This window comes from Pseudomonas sp. 008 (assembly GCF_016861935.1).
Taxonomy (GTDB): Bacteria; Pseudomonadota; Gammaproteobacteria; order Pseudomonadales; family Pseudomonadaceae; genus Aquipseudomonas.
Genome location: NZ_BOMA01000013.1, coordinates 1 through 15,325, shown reverse-complemented (window position 1 = coordinate 15,325; position 15,325 = coordinate 1). Strand labels below are relative to the sequence as shown.

11 protein-coding genes are annotated in these 15,325 nt (G+C 59.3%); 7 read left to right on the top strand and 4 right to left on the bottom strand.

From position 1 onward, the window contains the following. The first annotated feature begins 43 nt into the window (after positions 1-43). Together JUI81_RS23390 and JUI81_RS23385 are read left to right on the top strand one after the other, a co-directional pair. Entirely contained in the window at positions 44-802 is a 759-nt protein-coding gene (locus tag JUI81_RS23390; RefSeq protein WP_204125148.1) for an AraC family transcriptional regulator, read from the top strand. Between the two features lie 121 nt (positions 803-923). After that, entirely contained in the window at positions 924-1,817 is an 894-nt protein-coding gene (locus JUI81_RS23385; RefSeq protein WP_204125147.1) for a DMT family transporter, read from the top strand. On the opposite strand, the gene JUI81_RS23380 is transcribed toward JUI81_RS23385, so the two are convergent. From JUI81_RS23380 to recQ, 4 genes are all read right to left on the bottom strand, one after another. Continuing rightward, positions 1,811-2,098 (bottom strand): SelT/SelW/SelH family protein, encoded by a 288-nt coding sequence (locus JUI81_RS23380; protein WP_007895010.1) that lies wholly within the window; start codon positions 2,096-2,098, stop codon positions 1,811-1,813. The two genes, JUI81_RS23385 and JUI81_RS23380, sit on opposite strands and share 7 nt — an antisense overlap. A 67-nt stretch (positions 2,099-2,165) precedes the next feature. Beyond that, a complete protein-coding gene (locus tag JUI81_RS23375; protein ID WP_204125146.1) occupies positions 2,166-3,968 on the bottom strand; it encodes a FimV/HubP family polar landmark protein in 1,803 nt (600 codons plus the stop codon). Positions 3,969-4,096: 128 nt separating this feature from the next. Then, positions 4,097-4,531 carry a MarR family transcriptional regulator gene (locus JUI81_RS23370; protein ID WP_018929920.1) on the bottom strand — a complete coding sequence of 145 codons (435 nt, stop codon included), beginning with the start codon at positions 4,529-4,531 and terminating at the stop codon, positions 4,097-4,099. A gap of 119 nt (positions 4,532-4,650) precedes the next feature. Beyond that, the gene (gene recQ, locus JUI81_RS23365; protein WP_028939960.1) at positions 4,651-6,777 is read right to left on the bottom strand and encodes a DNA helicase RecQ; all 2,127 of its coding nucleotides are present in this window, start codon (positions 6,775-6,777) and stop codon (positions 4,651-4,653) included. Positions 6,778-7,061: 284 nt separating this feature from the next. Here recQ and JUI81_RS23360 point away from each other — a divergent pair, with 284 nt between their 5' ends. The 5 genes from JUI81_RS23360 to JUI81_RS23340 all read left to right on the top strand — a co-directional run bounded on the left by JUI81_RS23360 (position 7,062) and on the right by JUI81_RS23340 (position 15,051). Continuing rightward, positions 7,062-7,649, top strand: coding sequence for a YecA family protein (locus JUI81_RS23360; protein WP_007938492.1), 588 nt, complete (start codon positions 7,062-7,064; stop codon positions 7,647-7,649). A 10-nt stretch (positions 7,650-7,659) separates the two neighbouring features. Beyond that, positions 7,660-8,055 (top strand): YbaN family protein, encoded by a 396-nt coding sequence (locus tag JUI81_RS23355; protein WP_204125145.1) that lies wholly within the window; start codon positions 7,660-7,662, stop codon positions 8,053-8,055. A 245-nt stretch (positions 8,056-8,300) separates the two neighbouring features. Further along, complete coding sequence (gene lapG / locus JUI81_RS23350) at positions 8,301-9,008, top strand: cysteine protease LapG (RefSeq protein WP_026331721.1); 708 nt, start codon at positions 8,301-8,303, stop codon at positions 9,006-9,008. A 23-nt stretch (positions 9,009-9,031) separates the two neighbouring features. After that, the gene (gene lapD / locus JUI81_RS23345) at positions 9,032-10,972 is read left to right on the top strand and encodes a cyclic di-GMP receptor LapD (RefSeq protein ID WP_204125144.1); all 1,941 of its coding nucleotides are present in this window, start codon (positions 9,032-9,034) and stop codon (positions 10,970-10,972) included. A gap of 131 nt (positions 10,973-11,103) precedes the next feature. Continuing rightward, positions 11,104-15,051, top strand: a complete 3,948-nt coding sequence (locus tag JUI81_RS23340; protein WP_239077728.1) for an Ig-like domain repeat protein — start codon at positions 11,104-11,106, stop codon at positions 15,049-15,051. The last annotated feature ends 274 nt before the right edge of the window (positions 15,052-15,325 follow it).

The window sequence follows — 15,325 nt, the reverse complement described above, 5'->3', positions numbered from 1 at the left end:
TAGACTGGCTACTTCACTCATCAATATCGCCACGAGACCTGCGATGAGACCGATCCTCACACTGCGCCAATACACCCACGACCTGATCGTCCACAGCCACGACCACGCGCAACTGGTATTCGGGCTGTCGGGCGCACTGGATTTCGAGGTCGAGGGGCTTGGCAGTCAGGTGGTTCAGCAGAGTTTCGTGGTGGTGCCGTCCGGGGCGCATCATGCCTGCGACAGCACCCATGGCAGTCGTTGCCTGGTGCTGGATGTACCGAGCGATCAGTGGGTGTCTCAGTCACTGGGGGACCACGCCGAGGCCAGCCGCCGTTTGCTCGACAATGCCGGGCGTCTGTCGCTGGACGCCGGGCAAAGCCAATTGGTGAGCTGGCTGGCGGGCAGCCCGATCAGCGATCCGCTGATCGCCCAGCAAGGCGCGGTGTTGCTGCTGGCCAGCCTCAACAACGCCAAGCCCGACACGGTCGGCGGTCGGCGTCTACCGCATGCGGCGCTCAACGCTCACATCGATCAATACGCGGCCTATCCACTGCAAGTCGCCGATCTGGCGCGCATCGCCGGCCTGTCCAGCGCTCGCTTGCATGCGCGGTTCGTGGCGGAATGCGGGCAAACGCCGATGGACTACATCCGCAGTCGCCGGCTGCACATCGCCGTGCGCTTGTTGCGCGATTCGGCGCTGCCCATTGGCGAGATCGCGTGTCGGGTCGGCTACAGCTCCCAGAGCGCATTCGCCGCAGCAGTGCTGCGTGAGTTCGGCGCCTCACCCGGTAAATTGCGCCGCGAGGCTGGCGACAAATGACGCGAGTCTGGCGACAGACACCCGCAAGCACATCGTTCATTGTGTAGGAGTTGCCGAAGGCTGCTCCTACACAGGTCGACGGTGTCGTCGGCCAGATTCGATACGTTACTCAAGGACTGCAATGACTCCCCGTACCGCCCTTGGCGCTCTGCATATCGGTGCACTGATGTTCGGCCTGACCGGCGTGTTCGGCAAACTCGCCGCCGCCTCGCCGGCGATCATCGTGTTCGGTCGTGCCGCGTTTGCCGTCCTCGCCCTGGCGTTTTTCGCCCGGTTCGCCAGTAATACCCGTTGGCAGACACTCGACGCCGTGGACTGGCGCCGCCTGTTGCTCAGCGGCTTGCTGCTGACCGGGCACTGGGTGAGTTTCTTCATTGCGGTGAAGGTGGCCGGGGTGGCGATCGCGACCCTGGGCTTTGCCAGTTTCCCGGCGTTTACCGTGATCCTCGAAGGGCTGATTTTCCGCGAGCGCATCCGCGCCAATGAAATTCTGCTGGTGGTACTGGTCAGCATCGGTTTGGTACTGGTCACACCGGACTTCGATCTGGCCAGCGGCGCCACCACCGGCCTGTTGTGGGCAGTGGCCTCCGGCTTGCTGTTCTCCCTGCTGTCCCTGACCAACCGCGCCAGCTCCGGGCGAATCCCGCCGGTGCAGGCGGCGCTGTGTCAGAACGTAGTGGTTGCGATCTGCCTGCTGCCGGTGGCGATGCCGCAGTTGAGCGAAGTACGCGCCATCGACTGGCTGTGGATTGGCCTGCTCGGGGTGTTCTGCACCGGCGTCGCTCACAGCCTGTTCGTCGCCAGCCTGGCGGTGATCAAGGCCCGGACCGCGTCAGTGGTGTTCGCAATGGAGCCAGTTTATGGCATCACCATGGCTTGGCTGTTGTTCGATGAAAACCCGACGCTGCGCATGCTGATCGGCGGCGCGTTGATCATCGTGGCCATCATGGTCTCCAGCCGGTTGTCCGGCGGTTCAAGCCACAAGACCGTTGCCGCGCAAGCGCCGTCTCACTGAGTGCGGTCGTTGTGGCCCAGGTCGCGGTCCGGATCGATCTGATCGCGGACCCGCTGCTTAAGCACCTTGGCCTCGGGGAAACCGCCGTCGGCCTTGCGTTCCCAGAGCTGCACATCGTCGCAGAAAATGTGGAATACCCCACCAGTGCCGGGCACCAGGGATACTTTGCCCAGGTCGTCGCCGAAGGTGCTGAGCAGTTCCTGGGCCAGCCAGGCGGCGCGCAACAGCCATTGGCATTGCGTGCAGTAGGTGATGACGATTTCCGGTTTACGTGCGGTCATGATTGGCAAAACTCCTCTGCCTGAGGGAGCCGCCATAATAACCGCAAAGGCTGCGACCTTTTGATCTTCAGCGAATACCCGCCAACAGCGTTCGGGCTGTCTCCTTCAGCGGTTCGTCGCCTTCCTTGAGCAACTCGTTGAGCAGCTCGATGGCGCTGTCCAGATCACCGTCGTCGATGCAGGTCTGGGCCTGTTCGAGTTTGCCCGCGCTGCTCGGCTCGGCCGGTTCAAGATCGATCAATTCAGCAGTCAGCGGTTCAAGCTCCAGCGATTGGCCGGGATCGCTGAATTCGTTGAGAAAGGTCTCGTCCAGAGATTGCGAGTCAGGTTCGGCGACCCATTCAAGCTCGGGCTCATCCAGCGTCGGCTCGTCGGGTATTTCGAAAACATCGGGCAACACATGCAGATTCGAAGTGAACCCCGGCTCGTCTGCCGGTGATGACTCATTCGACGGTTTGGCACTGGGCGGAGAGTTGTCGAAGGGGCTGATCAGGTCCCAGTTCGCATCCATCGACAGGTCGTCGAGGTTCAACTGGAACTCATCGCTCGGTGCCACTGGAATTGCAGGCGTGGACGGAGCCACTGCCACCGCGGTGGCCACCGGCACGGCATCGATCAGTTTCGGATGGCGGTTGCGGATGTCCTGAAGTTGCTGTGTGTCAAACCCGGCGTCACGCAGGCTACTTTCCTGCGCGTCATACGCTTGCACGTCACCCTGCTTACCAAGAACCTCCAGCAGCTGCACGGCCAGGTCGATGCGTTGGGGCTCCTTGACCAACGCCTCTCGCAACAATCCGGCTGCCTCGGACAAACGGCCATAGGCGAGGTAGATACTAACCCCTTCCAGCACGTCGCCTGCGGCAGTCTCATCAGACGAGCCACCTAGCGATTGCGCCTGGGTGGCTGACTTGGCCGGATCTGCTGTGCGGTTGAGCACCGATTCATGACGTGACGGCTGCACGGGTAGCGGCTCGGGCAAGGCCTGAACCTGCTGTCGTTGACGGCGAATGAACACTGCGAGCGACACCAGGGCCACCAACGACAGCAACCCGATGATCAGCGGCCAATGGGATGCTTCGGACGTCTCGACAACCACCGGAACCGGCGCCGGCACCTCGGGTGCGGCAGGCGCCGCCGACGCCTGTTTGACTTCCGTCAGTTGGGTTTGCAGCTCAGTCACCTGTTTTTTCTGAACAGAGATCTGCTCGTCCTGCGCCTGCAGCTTCGCATTGAGTTCATCGATGGTCTTTTGCAACTGCTGGTTTTGCAGCACGCTAGTGGCCAGTTGTTCGGCAACAGGATCACTCGCCGGCGTGGCGGCTGATTTATCGACATCAGGCTTGGGTGCCGAACTATTCACCGCAGGTGGCGGTGCAACAGCCGGTTCAACAGACGGGAACGCGGAATCCTGAGGGCTCGGCGCGGGGTCGTCGTTGACGGGAACGATCCCAGGTGAACCCGGCGGATCGATCAGCACGGTGTACTCGCGCAGCAAACGCCCGTTGGGCTGATTGAGCTGCACCAGAAAATTCAGAAAGGGTTCCTTGACCGGTTTACTGGACGTCACCCGGATCAGGTTGCGGTTGCCCCGCAGGATCGGCGTGAACTTCAGGTTATTGAGGAAGAACACCCGCTCGACACCGGCGCGGCTGAATTCTTCCGCCGTCGCCAGGCTGACCGACAGCTCGCCCTCCTCCAGCCCCCCAACGTCCAGCAGGGCGATATCGGCGCTGAATGGCTGATTCAACGCCGAATGCTGGGTGATCTCACCCAAGCCTAGCGCAGGGGCCAATGCCGAGTAAGTGACGGCACTACCGACCAGCAGCAGCCGGGTGCAACACCGCAATACAACGTGCCAACTCTCGAGCATGAGCATCCCTTAGATAACCAGAACCAACCTGTATGCATTCGCACATCCGGTACGAACACGATATTGCCTAGTAGTTCTTTATAGTCTGCCCAACGGGGTATCTCAAAAGTCCGACGCGTGGTTGTGCCTCAAGATTTTTCCAGGTTGCCCAGGATGTGCGCGTGGACACGCATGCAGACCTTCAAATCCGCCTCATCAACGCCTTCGAACAATTCGTGGCGCAGTTGTGTGGCAATGGTTTCAATTTGTTCGATCAAGGGCCGGGCCGGGGCACAGAGGACGATTTTTTTCGCCCGACGGTCTTCCAGCACCGATTGGCGTTGCACCAGGCCCTGACTTTCCAGGCTATCGAGCAGCCGAGCCAGGGTAGGCCCTTCGACGCCGACGCTTTGCGCCAGTTCACGTTGGGTGGGAGCATCATCGAAACGCGCCAGGTGCAGCAGCACCAGCCAGCGCGCCTGGGACAGGCCCAGGCCAGCCAGTCGGCGGTCCAGTTCGGCACGCCAGCCGCGAGACATCTGCGCCAGTTGCATGCCAAAGCGGTGTTGATCGGTTAACGGCATAAAACACTCATGGTTAGACTGAAATAGAGAAAAACTAATTATTAGTCAGCTAAGCATGACCTTTGGCTATAGGCAAGGTTTGCTCTGTACTGAATCGTTACATCTGCGCGACAGGTCATTCAAATTTCGAATTCCGACTGCAGCGCGGCACGTACGCAATACAAAACGCCTTCCGGCACCCGCCCTGCGAACAACGCGGCGATCTCCGCCACCGGCGGCAACTCGCCTTCGCCGTCGAGGAAAGCGTCCTGAACTTCGCCCATCAACTCTTCAGGCAGGTCCAGCGCCTGTTCCAGTGACAGCTGCTGCTTGCCGATGGCCTCGGCGAGCATCGTGTAGACATTCTTTTCCGAGCATTGCAGCTGACCGGCGATCTGCAGCGGTGTCATGCCGGCCCGGGCCAGCGTGATCAGCTCGTGGCGCACATCGGCCACCACTTTCGGTGCCTCGACCTGACCGCCGAGCACTTCGAGGAAAGCCTCGCCGTAACGTTCCAGTTTGCGCGCGCCGACACCGCTGACCGTGGCCATTTCCGCCAGCGAGGTTGGCTGGCTGCGGAGCATTTCCAGCAGCGTCGAATCGGGGAAGATGACATACGGCGGCACGCCATGTTCTTCGGCCAGTTTGCGGCGCAAGGCACGTAGCGCTTCCCACTGTTCGCGCTCCTCGAAGCGGACCAATTGGCTCGCCTGGCTCTTGCTGCTTTTGGCGGTGGTTTGCGGCTTGAGGTCGCGGCGCAGTTCCAGGGTCACTTCGCCCTTGAGCAGCGGCCGGCAGGTATCGCTCAGGCGCAGCCCGCCGTAGCCTTCGAGGTCGATGTCCGCCAGACCGCGAGCAACAAGTTGTCGGAACAAGGAGCGCCATTCACTTTCACCCAGCGCTTTGCCTACGCCGTATACCGACAAATGCTGATGGCCAAAACTGCGGACCTTTTCGTTGTCCTTGCCCAGCAACACGTCCACCAGATGGCCGACGCCGTAGCGCTGACCGGTGCGGTAGATCGCAGACAACGCCTGGCGGGCCGGCTCGGTGGCGTCCCAGGTCTGCACACCGTCGACACAGTTGTCGCAGTGGCCGCAGGGCTCGGGCATGTCTTCGTCGAAGTACGCCAGCAGGGTCTGGCGGCGGCAGCGGGTTTCTTCACAGAGCGAGAGCATGGCGTCGAGCTTGTGCTGCTCCAGACGCTTGTGGCGCTCGTCGCCTTCGGAGTTCTGCAACATCTGCTTGAGCATCACCACGTCTTGCAGGCCGTACGCCATCCAGGCATCCGCTGGCAGACCGTCACGGCCGCCGCGACCGGTTTCCTGATAATAGGCCTCGAGGGATTTGGGCAAATCGAGGTGAGCCACAAAACGCACGTTGGGCTTGTCGATGCCCATGCCGAACGCCACGGTGGCGACCATGATCAGGCCTTCCTCGTTGAGGAAGCGCTTCTGGTGATGCGCCCGGGTTTCGTTGGCCAGACCGGCGTGGTACGGCAGCGCCGGGAAGCCTTGCTCACTGAGGAACACCGCCACTTCGTCGACCTTTTTGCGCGACAGGCAGTAAACGATGCCGGCATCGCTGCGCCGCTCGGCGAGGAACGCCAGCAACTGCTTGCGCGGCTGCTCCTTGGGCACGATGCGATAGAAAATATTCGGGCGGTCGAAACTCGACAGGAAACGCTCGGCATCCTGCAAATGCAGGCGATCGACGATTTCTTCCCGGGTACGCTTGTCGGCGGTGGCGGTCAGGGCAATGCGCGGGACGTTGGGGAACAATTCCGCCAACTGGCCCAGTTGCAGGTATTCGCGACGGAAGTCGTGGCCCCACTGGGACACGCAATGCGCTTCGTCGATGGCGAACAGGGCGATTTCGAGGCTTTGCAGGAAGGCCAGCATCCGTGGCTGAACCAGGCGTTCAGGCGCGAGATAGAGCATTTTCACCTCGCCGCGCTTGATCCGTGCAGCAAGATCCCGCTGCTGCTCGGCGCTGAGAGTGGAGTTCAACGACGCCGCGGCGACCCCCAGCTCTTCGAGGGTGGCGACCTGATCGTCCATCAGCGCGATCAGCGGCGACACCACCACCGCCAGGCCTTCGCGCAGCAGCGCCGGCACCTGGAAGCACAAGGACTTGCCGCCCCCGGTAGGCATCAGCACCAGGGCGTCGCCGCCACTGGCCACGCGCTCAATGATTGCACCCTGGCGGCCACGGAAACTGTCGTAGCCGAAGATGTCCTTGAGGACGCGTTGAGCCTGTTCGAGCATAAAAACTCCAAAAATCACCGAAACATCCCTGCAAGGCTGGTTCAGAACCACGAAAGCTGCACAAACAAATCGTAAGTGCGCATTGCATGACGCTGCATATTTCAGCCGTGACGCCAGCAGGGCATCACAAAACGCGCGAGTATACCCGAGCCCTCCCCTGCAAAGGGTGCCGGTGATAAGACGCACGCAAGCCAACCGCGGGAGCAAATATGCCGCGCGGCTGGCCTGAGCGCTCAAGAAGGCCTAGAATTCCCGCATCGTATATTCCCCAAGGTAGCCCTTTAATGTCCTTCGCTGAGCAACTAACCCGCCTGCAAGTCTTCCTCGACGCCGACGAGCTGCATGACGAGGCGCTGGACTACGTGGCCGCCCACGGCTACCTCACCGCGCTGTCGATCTGTTCCGAAAGCGTTCCCGACCGCGAATGGATCGATGCGCTGTTCGCCGAAGAACCGCATTACGCCGACGACACCGAGCGTGAAGCGATCGAGTCCACCCTGGTGCTGCTCAAGGCTCACATCGCCCGCCAACTGGCGTCCGACGAAGAGTTCGAGCTGCCATGCGACCTCGACCTGGGTGATGACCCAGACGATTCCGACCTGCGTGGCTGGTGCATCGGCTTCATGGAAGGCGTGTTCCTGCGCGAAGCCGCCTGGTTCGAAACCGCCGAAGACGAAGTCAGTGAAATGCTGCTGCCGATCATGGTCGGTTCGGGTCTGTTCGACGAACAGCCTGAGTTCTCCGACATCGCGGCCGACGCCAACCTGATGGACGACATGATCGTGCAAATCCCGGAAGCCCTGACCGCGCTGTACTTGCTGTGCAACGCGCCAGACGAAAAACCGGCGATCCTCAAGCCACGTCACCACTAAGGTTTTGCCTATGGACAAACCCATAGGCAACCGCCCCCTGATGTTGCGCTACGTGCTGCTGGCCATCGGCTGGCTGAGCGTAGTGCTGGGGGTGATCGGGATTTTCCTGCCGGTGCTGCCCACCACACCGTTCCTGCTGTTGGCGGCAGCCTGCTTCGCCCGCAGTTCGCCGCGTTTCTATCACTGGCTGGTTGAACATCCACGGCTTGGCCCCTGGATTCGTGACTATCTGGACGGCAACGGCATTCCGCTCAAGGGCAAGGTCTACACCATCGGGTTGATGTGGACGAGCATCCTGTTCTCCTGCTACCTGGTGCCCCTGCCGTGGGCGCGCGGGTTCATGCTGACCAGTGCGGTGCTGGTGACGGTTTATATCCTCAAACAGAAAACCCTGCATAAGCCCTGATCCCCCTCTGTGGCTCGAGGGCTTTTGTGGCGAGGGGGCTTGCCCCCGTTCGGCTGCGCAGCAGTCGTCAATGCGGCGTGTCGGAGAAGGTTGGGTTGCAGGTTTTGGGGCTGCTTCGCAACCCAACGGGGGCAAGCCCCCTCGCCACGGAAAACAACCCGCCGACATCCTTTCGTCCGACGACCTGCCCTCCCTCGCCGTAAACACCACCTAGACTTCAGGCATCTGCACCCGAGCAGCCAGACATGTCCCGCGGTCCGCGTAGTCCAGGATGGTCAACGCTCCGACTTCGGTTCGGCGGATGGCTGTTGCTGGCGAGTTTTCTGCTGGCCGGGTTGGGCAGTGTCTGGGCCGACTGGGATTTTGCGCAGGTTCTGCAAACGGCCGAAAAACGCTACGGCCCCCTTGGCCCGGCACAGGGACGGATCGAGGCCTGGAGCCAAATGCTGCAAAGCGAACGCAACCAGCCTGAGCGTGAACAACTGAACGCGGTCAATCACTTCTTCAATCAGCAACTGAGTTTTCAGGATGACACGCGCATCTGGCATCAGACCGATTACTGGGCCACGCCCGTGGAATCCTTGATCAAAGCCGCAGGCGACTGCGAAGACTACGCCCTGGCGAAATACTTCAGCCTGCGTCACCTCGGGATTCCCAGCGAAAAACTGCGCATCACCTACGTCAAGGCCCTGACCCAGAACCAGGCGCACATGGTGTTGACCTTCTACAGCAGCCCCACGGCCGATCCGCTGGTGCTGGACAACCTGATCGACGAGATCCGCCCCGCCTCCCAACGCAAAGACTTGCTGCCGGTGTACGCCTTCAACGCCGAAGGTCTGTACTTGCCGGGGGCCAATGGCGGTAAACGCAGCAGCGACTCAAAAAAACTGTCGCGCTGGCAAGACGTATTGAAAAAGATGCAAATCGAAGGGTTCGCCGTGGGCGAAGGCTAGCCGCCACTGCAAGGAGTGTTTTCATGTCACTGCGCAAACAGTTGTTCCTCGCCATTTGCCTGTTCTTGCTGGTGGCCTTCAGCGGCAGTTTTTTTGTCAGCCTGGAAAGCTCCCGTGAACAGATGCTCAGTCAGTTGCGCTCCCACGCCCAGGATGCTGCGACGGCGCTGGGCCTGTCGTTGACCGCGCAGATCGACGACCCGGCGATGATCGAATTGATGGTCAGCTCGATTTTCGACAGTGGCTATTTCAGCAGCATCCGGGTCATCAACATCGAGAATGAACAAGTGCTGGTGGAGCGCAGCGTACCAGCGCAAATCGAGGGTGTTCCGGGCTGGTTCGTCAGCCTGGTGAACCTGCGCCCACAAGGCGGCGATGCGCTGGTCACGCGTGGCTGGGACCAGGCAGCCCGGGTCGAAGTGCTGAGCAACCCGCAGTTCGCCCTGGCCAAGCTCTGGGACAGCACCCTTGGCAGCCTGATCTGGCTGCTGATTTGCGGACTGCTCAGCGCCGTGTTTGGTGGCTGGCTGTTGCGCCGGCAGCTGCGGCCGCTCGACAACATGGTCAAACAGGCGGAAGCCATCAGCAAACGCGAGTTCCGCAGTTTGCCGAAACTGCCGCGCACGCCGGAGCTCAAACGCGTGGTGCTGGCCATGAACCAGATGGTCGAAAAACTCAAAGCGCTGTTCGCCGAAGAGGCCGCGCGTAGCGAAAAACTGCGCTCCGAATCCTATCAGGACAACCTCACGGGCCTGGCCAACCGGCGTTTGCTGGATGAACAACTGGCCGACCAATTACTGGATTCCGAGCAAAGCCGCGACGGTCATTTGCTGATGCTGCGGATCAACGACCTGATCGGTCTCAATCAACGCCTGGGTGGCCAACGCACCGATGCCCTGATCAGCGCCGTCGGCGAGTTGCTCAAACGCCTGACGCAACCTGCAGAACGTCGCACCTGGCTCGCGGCGCGTAATCGCGGTGGCGAATTCAGCTTGCTGACGCCGGGCCTGGACAGTAAGGATGCCGCGCGACTGGCCTCCGAAATCAGCGCCACCCTGGAAAACCTGCGCCTGACCGGCGCCAGCGACTGTATGCCCGTGGCGCACCTGGGCATCGTCGCCTACCACCCCGGCGAACCGGCAAATGATGTGCTGCTGCGACTGGATCAGGCGCTGACCCAGGCTCGGCAACATCCCGAGCGGCCGTGGATATACCAAGCCCAGGTCGATACTGCGCCGAATCACTCTCAGCATGATTGGCGCAACTGGATCGACGACGCGCTGACCGAAGGCAAGATGCAGTTGTATTTCCAACCGGTGGTGCAATGCGCCGACACCAGTCAGGTGCTGCACCACAAAGTCCTCGCGCGCCTGCTCGACCCGCAAGGCGAGGCCGTTGCCGCCGGGCATTTCCTGCCGTGGATCGAACGCCTCAGCTGGTCGGCGCGGTTCGATCTGGCGATGCTCGAAACCACCCTCGAATACCTCGCCGCCAACCGCTGGCCGCTCGCGTTGAGCCTGTCCGGCAGCACCCTGCGCGACCAGACCCAGCTGAAACTGATCTGCGACATACTCGAATCATTGCCGGAACTGGCGCCTCTGCTGACCCTGGAAATCGACGAACGCCAACTGCCGCCCCCCGAAGAACTGCAACGCCTGAGCCACAGCCTGCTCAACACCGGTTACCGCATCGGTCTGCAGCATTTCGGCGGCAGCTTCAGCCAGATCGGCAACCTGACGCAGCTGGGGTTGGCGTACTTGAAAATCGATGGGGCGTACATTCGGGGTATCGATGAGCAGAGTGACAAGCGGTTGTTTATCGATGCGATATACCGGGCGACCAACAGCATCGATTTGCCATTGATTGCGGAGATGGTCGAGACCAAAGGGGAACTGGAGGTGATTCGGGAGTTGGGGTTGTTCGGGGTGATGGGGCGGTTGATCGGGCCGCCGGAGCCGATGTGAGGAGGATTACCGTTCGTCTTAAACCGGGGTTTACCTGTCAGATATGACAGTAGCGGTCAGGGGATTATCTGAACTAAAAGAGGAGCAGCAGGCAGCTGTATTGCGCCCCTTATCTCCAGATGGAGCTGATCATGACCTCTTTCCACCGGTTCCTGTTTATTCCCCGAGAAGAACTTGCCTCCCTCATATCGCCATTACAATCGTGGCCACTCTTCATCGCCGGCATGGTCCGTCCTCTGGAGGATGCTGACGGCGGTATCAACATTGCGGTGGTCGAAGAGCATGAGAAAGGCATGTTCTGCGTGATCGACCCTTACCGGGCCATGGCAACCAACGATGTGCTAAAGATCTTCTGGAACGAAAAGTTGATCCATGAGCTGAAAGTAAAGCCTGAAGAAGTTGACGAACGATTGTTCTTTTTTCTGCCGACAAATGATGTCGTGTCAGGCTGGGCCGAGTGCTATTACCAATTGACCCGCGCAGGAGAATCCATTCCCGACGACCCTTCGGCCAAGTTAACGCTGTTCATCAAACTGTATAGACCCGCCAAGGAAGATAAGGAACCCCATAAACCCGGGCATTCGGAGCTCAATAAGGTCCAGTTGCCTCTGGATGTCATCAATAACGGCGTCTCTAAAGAGTGGGCAACCAAAGGGGTTCCGATGACCATCAAGGTTTACCCGTGCGTCGCCTTGGGCGATGTTATCCAGGTAAAGTGGGGCAGCGTGTTTCTCCTGCCATTTGAATTATCACAGGCCCATGTGGATGGCTCCGCCGACATTGTCATCACCGCCCTGCCCGCTGACATCCTGAGCGCCGGTGATGCCGCCGCCTTGAAAATACATTACGAGGTCCATGATCGGCTGTGGAATTACAGCGAAAAATGGTCCCAGGAAACGACCGTTTTAGTCGAAGCCGGCGAGGCTCGCCTCGAAGCGGCTATTTTCAAGGAAGCCATCGACGGACAAATTCACCTCAAAGACCTGGATCATCAACCCGTCACGCTGCTAATCAATGTCAAGAGTGGCGATGAGTTTGTTGAGGGCGATACGCTCAAGATCAGAGTGATTGGCACACCGCTTCCGGGTAGCGCACCACGAACTTTCACAACAGAGGCCACTGTCGGCAAACCTGCTTATATTCTCGAAACATTTATACCCTTTGAGTTTGTAAGCCTCTTCGCCATGGGAACCCTCGATGCCTCTTATGAGCTGCACAAGAAGGACGGCAGCGACACCCTCTCCTCCAAACGCGCCTTTACCGATGTGATAGGCAATCCCTCGCAGCTGCCGGCTCCGACAATCAACGAGGTGATCGGGGCAACTCTGCCCGGCGATGCCATGATGGCAACAGTGGTGATCCTCTACCCGGCCATCGCTAACGGGGACACAATCCATCTGATTTGGGAAGGCTTGAAATCAGACAGTACCCCGTACGTGCATGAGGAAGAACACGATGTCAGTGACAACGATCAGAAAGAAGGCGTTGTCATTATTTATGTGGCGCCTGAACACATTCAGGCGTTGATCAATGGCAGTCTCAAGCTGTATTACCGGGTCTACAACGATTCGACGGACAACTACGGCATCAGCGAATCCGATTTCCTGAGGGTCGAGGTGGGATCGCTGAAGGCCACGTTACCGGCGCCTGAAGTTGAGGAAGCCAAGGACGGGATTATCGACCCGCCTCAGGTTTTCACCCAGGCCCATGTGCTGATTAAACCGGTCAATTGGGTCAAGGGCGACACGCTGACCTACCACTGGATTGGCATCAATCCCTTCGGGACCACTTCGGGTAGCGTACCTATCACCATGGTGACTGTCGGCCAACCGGTGCGCTTTCGGGTAGATGCCAAATATGTCACGGCGAATATCGGTTACAACGTCACCGTCAGGTACACCCTCCTTCATGGCGCAACTGGCAAATACAGCTACTCCGTGCCACTGGAAGTATTGGTCGGAGAACCGGTGGGCCGGCTGTTGCCGCCCACAGTTGAAAAAGCCCCGACTGGCACGCTAAATCCAATGGATGCGCTCAACGGTGTAGATATCAAGTGCAGCTACGCGTCAATGGACGAAATACTGGACACACTCGGGCTGAAATGGCGGGGAACGCCCGGGGATGGCACTTCGGAAGATCTCGAAAAACCCGCCAACGCCTCTGGTACGGTCATGTTTCACCTGCCCGCCAAAGTGGTCGGTGCCAATATCCGTCGCGAGGTATCCGTCGCCTACACAGTGAAGCGCTATAACTTGTGGACTCCGTCCGAAGAACTGCCGCTGAACATTCTGGGCTTCCAGAACCCTGACAAAGACCTGCCCAGGCCTGAAGTTCCGCTCGCCAAAGACGGAGTGCTGGATCTGATGGAGTTTGAGGTTGACGTCAGCGTTCTGGTCAAGGCTTGGCCTTTTATCGCTGCTGGGCAACTTGTCTGGCTTAGCGTTGAAGGCCGCACTGGCGCCGGCGCCTATACCATCGATTTGCTCAAGGGACATTCGCTCAGCAACACGCAAGCCACCCAGGGGCTGAACGAAACGCTGCTCAGAACGGAGCTGCTGAAACTGGTTCATCGTTCGGACATCACCGTGAAGTGCAAGGTGATCTTCGATCGTAGTACGGAGGAAGCCAGCGCGATCGACTTTCCGAGCCTGCCACTGAATATCCGTACACGCTATGACTATCTGAAACCCGTTATCACCTTCGTGAAAAATCCGCAAAGCATCGACATTGCCGAAGGCGAGCTAACGTACGACAAGCGCCTGACGATCCAGGGCACGGCGACACGAGGTCAAAAAGTCGACGTCCAGATAAACGGAATCTCACACGGCACACCTCCCGTCAATGAGCTCGGAATATGGACCGTACAGGTGACATTGATCGAGGGTTTACAACGTGTCATAGCCATTGCCCAATACGACGCCGATGAGAAGAACAGTGAGCCGAGAACATTCACTATCGGTATCGCCACTGAGCCCAAAATCACCGCACTCACAGACTCCAAAGGTTCTGTTGGCCATAACGGAACGACCTACGACAAAGAGGTCACGGTGACCATCAAGGCGGATCCGAACCAACGCATCCAGCTCTACGATAACGCCACGGCCATCGGCTCCCCTATCCTCCTCGACGGCGAGGGAGAAGGCACTACGAAGCTGTCCAATCTGACCCCGAAAATGTACTCAATCAAGGCCAGGGCGCTCTACGGTGATGAGCTGGAATCTCCCGCGCACGTATTTACGGCCAAGCTTCACCTTACGGTAACACTGGCATCGGTCAGACACTCGGGAGGAGAGCTGATCAATGGAGCCCGAACCACCGACACCTCTGTCAGCATGACAGGTGCGGTGACGCCTTTATATGACGTGCAGATCTATGACAACAATGGTCCTAAACATACCGCGAGGGCTAACGGAAGCGGCGTTTGGACAGCCACTCTGGCGATTGACCTTGGCGAGCATTCGGTTTTCGTCAAAGCGCTGGCTACCGGACAGAATTCCAATACACGCAGCTTCACGAGAGACGCTCCGCTCCCGCCGCTGAACTTCAATACCAATTCAGTCACATTGGGTGGCAGGACTTACATTTTGCCGCACCACGGGGTTTTGCCTGCCTTCAACACAGGCAATTCGGTGCGGTACCAGGCCACCGGTGGCCGGCCAGGCTATACCTACGATTCAAGCGTAAAGGCTGTAGCCGAAGTCGACAGTACAGGCCTTGTGACTGTGCGTGGTCGTGGCACCACCTATATCACGGCCTCGGATACGGCCGGCCAGACCAAGGGGTATTACGTGACAGTGACGAACGTGATCCATTGTCTCGGTCTGGGCAATTCAACGTGGGCAACCGCGAATTCGTCCGCTGCCGCCAATGGCGCGCGCATTCCCAGCATGGGCGAGCTCAACGAAATACATGCAGCCTACGGCGCGCGTTGGCCCATGGGTAATCACCATTACTGGTCAACCGATCCAAGCAACTATTGGTGGCCGTTTAAAGCCAATCAAACCAAGTATCTGGTCTGGGGAGGTGATGGCTCGGTGAAGTTAGTCGGCAATTATTCGAACGTGGTGGCTATCCGATAAAGGGAAAACTGTAAGCGCGGGCAAAACAGCCGCCGCTCTTACCAATTTGCAGTCTACAGATCAGCCCGCAATAACCCGTCCGGTCGTTTACAGAGCGGACGGGGATGTGCCGGTTCCCCCAGCACAGATGCACTACCGTCTATCGGAATCCTTCTCAAACCTGTTATTTCTGACAGTAGCCAACCCTCCCGCTTCAGGCCTTAAATCACTCCATCGCCCTACCCCGGCCGGAGTGCCCTCCCATGCTCGTTCAAGCCCTGAAAAACCTCAGTCC

Excerpts from the sequence above, each read along its gene's own strand:
- JUI81_RS23390 (WP_204125148.1), top strand. The coding sequence starts at position 44 with ATGAGACCGATCCTCACACTGCGCCAATACACCCACGACCTGATCGTC.
- JUI81_RS23385 (WP_204125147.1), top strand. The coding sequence starts at position 924 with ATGACTCCCCGTACCGCCCTTGGCGCTCTGCATATCGGTGCACTGATG.
- JUI81_RS23380 (WP_007895010.1), bottom strand. The coding sequence starts at position 2,098 with ATGACCGCACGTAAACCGGAAATCGTCATCACCTACTGCACGCAATGC.
- JUI81_RS23375 (WP_204125146.1), bottom strand. The coding sequence starts at position 3,968 with ATGCTCGAGAGTTGGCACGTTGTATTGCGGTGTTGCACCCGGCTGCTG.
- JUI81_RS23370 (WP_018929920.1), bottom strand. The coding sequence starts at position 4,531 with ATGCCGTTAACCGATCAACACCGCTTTGGCATGCAACTGGCGCAGATG.
- recQ (WP_028939960.1), bottom strand. The coding sequence starts at position 6,777 with ATGCTCGAACAGGCTCAACGCGTCCTCAAGGACATCTTCGGCTACGAC.
- JUI81_RS23360 (WP_007938492.1), top strand. The coding sequence starts at position 7,062 with ATGTCCTTCGCTGAGCAACTAACCCGCCTGCAAGTCTTCCTCGACGCC.
- JUI81_RS23355 (WP_204125145.1), top strand. The coding sequence starts at position 7,660 with ATGGACAAACCCATAGGCAACCGCCCCCTGATGTTGCGCTACGTGCTG.
- lapG (WP_026331721.1), top strand. The coding sequence starts at position 8,301 with ATGTCCCGCGGTCCGCGTAGTCCAGGATGGTCAACGCTCCGACTTCGG.
- lapD (WP_204125144.1), top strand. The coding sequence starts at position 9,032 with ATGTCACTGCGCAAACAGTTGTTCCTCGCCATTTGCCTGTTCTTGCTG.
- JUI81_RS23340 (WP_239077728.1), top strand. The coding sequence starts at position 11,104 with ATGACCTCTTTCCACCGGTTCCTGTTTATTCCCCGAGAAGAACTTGCC.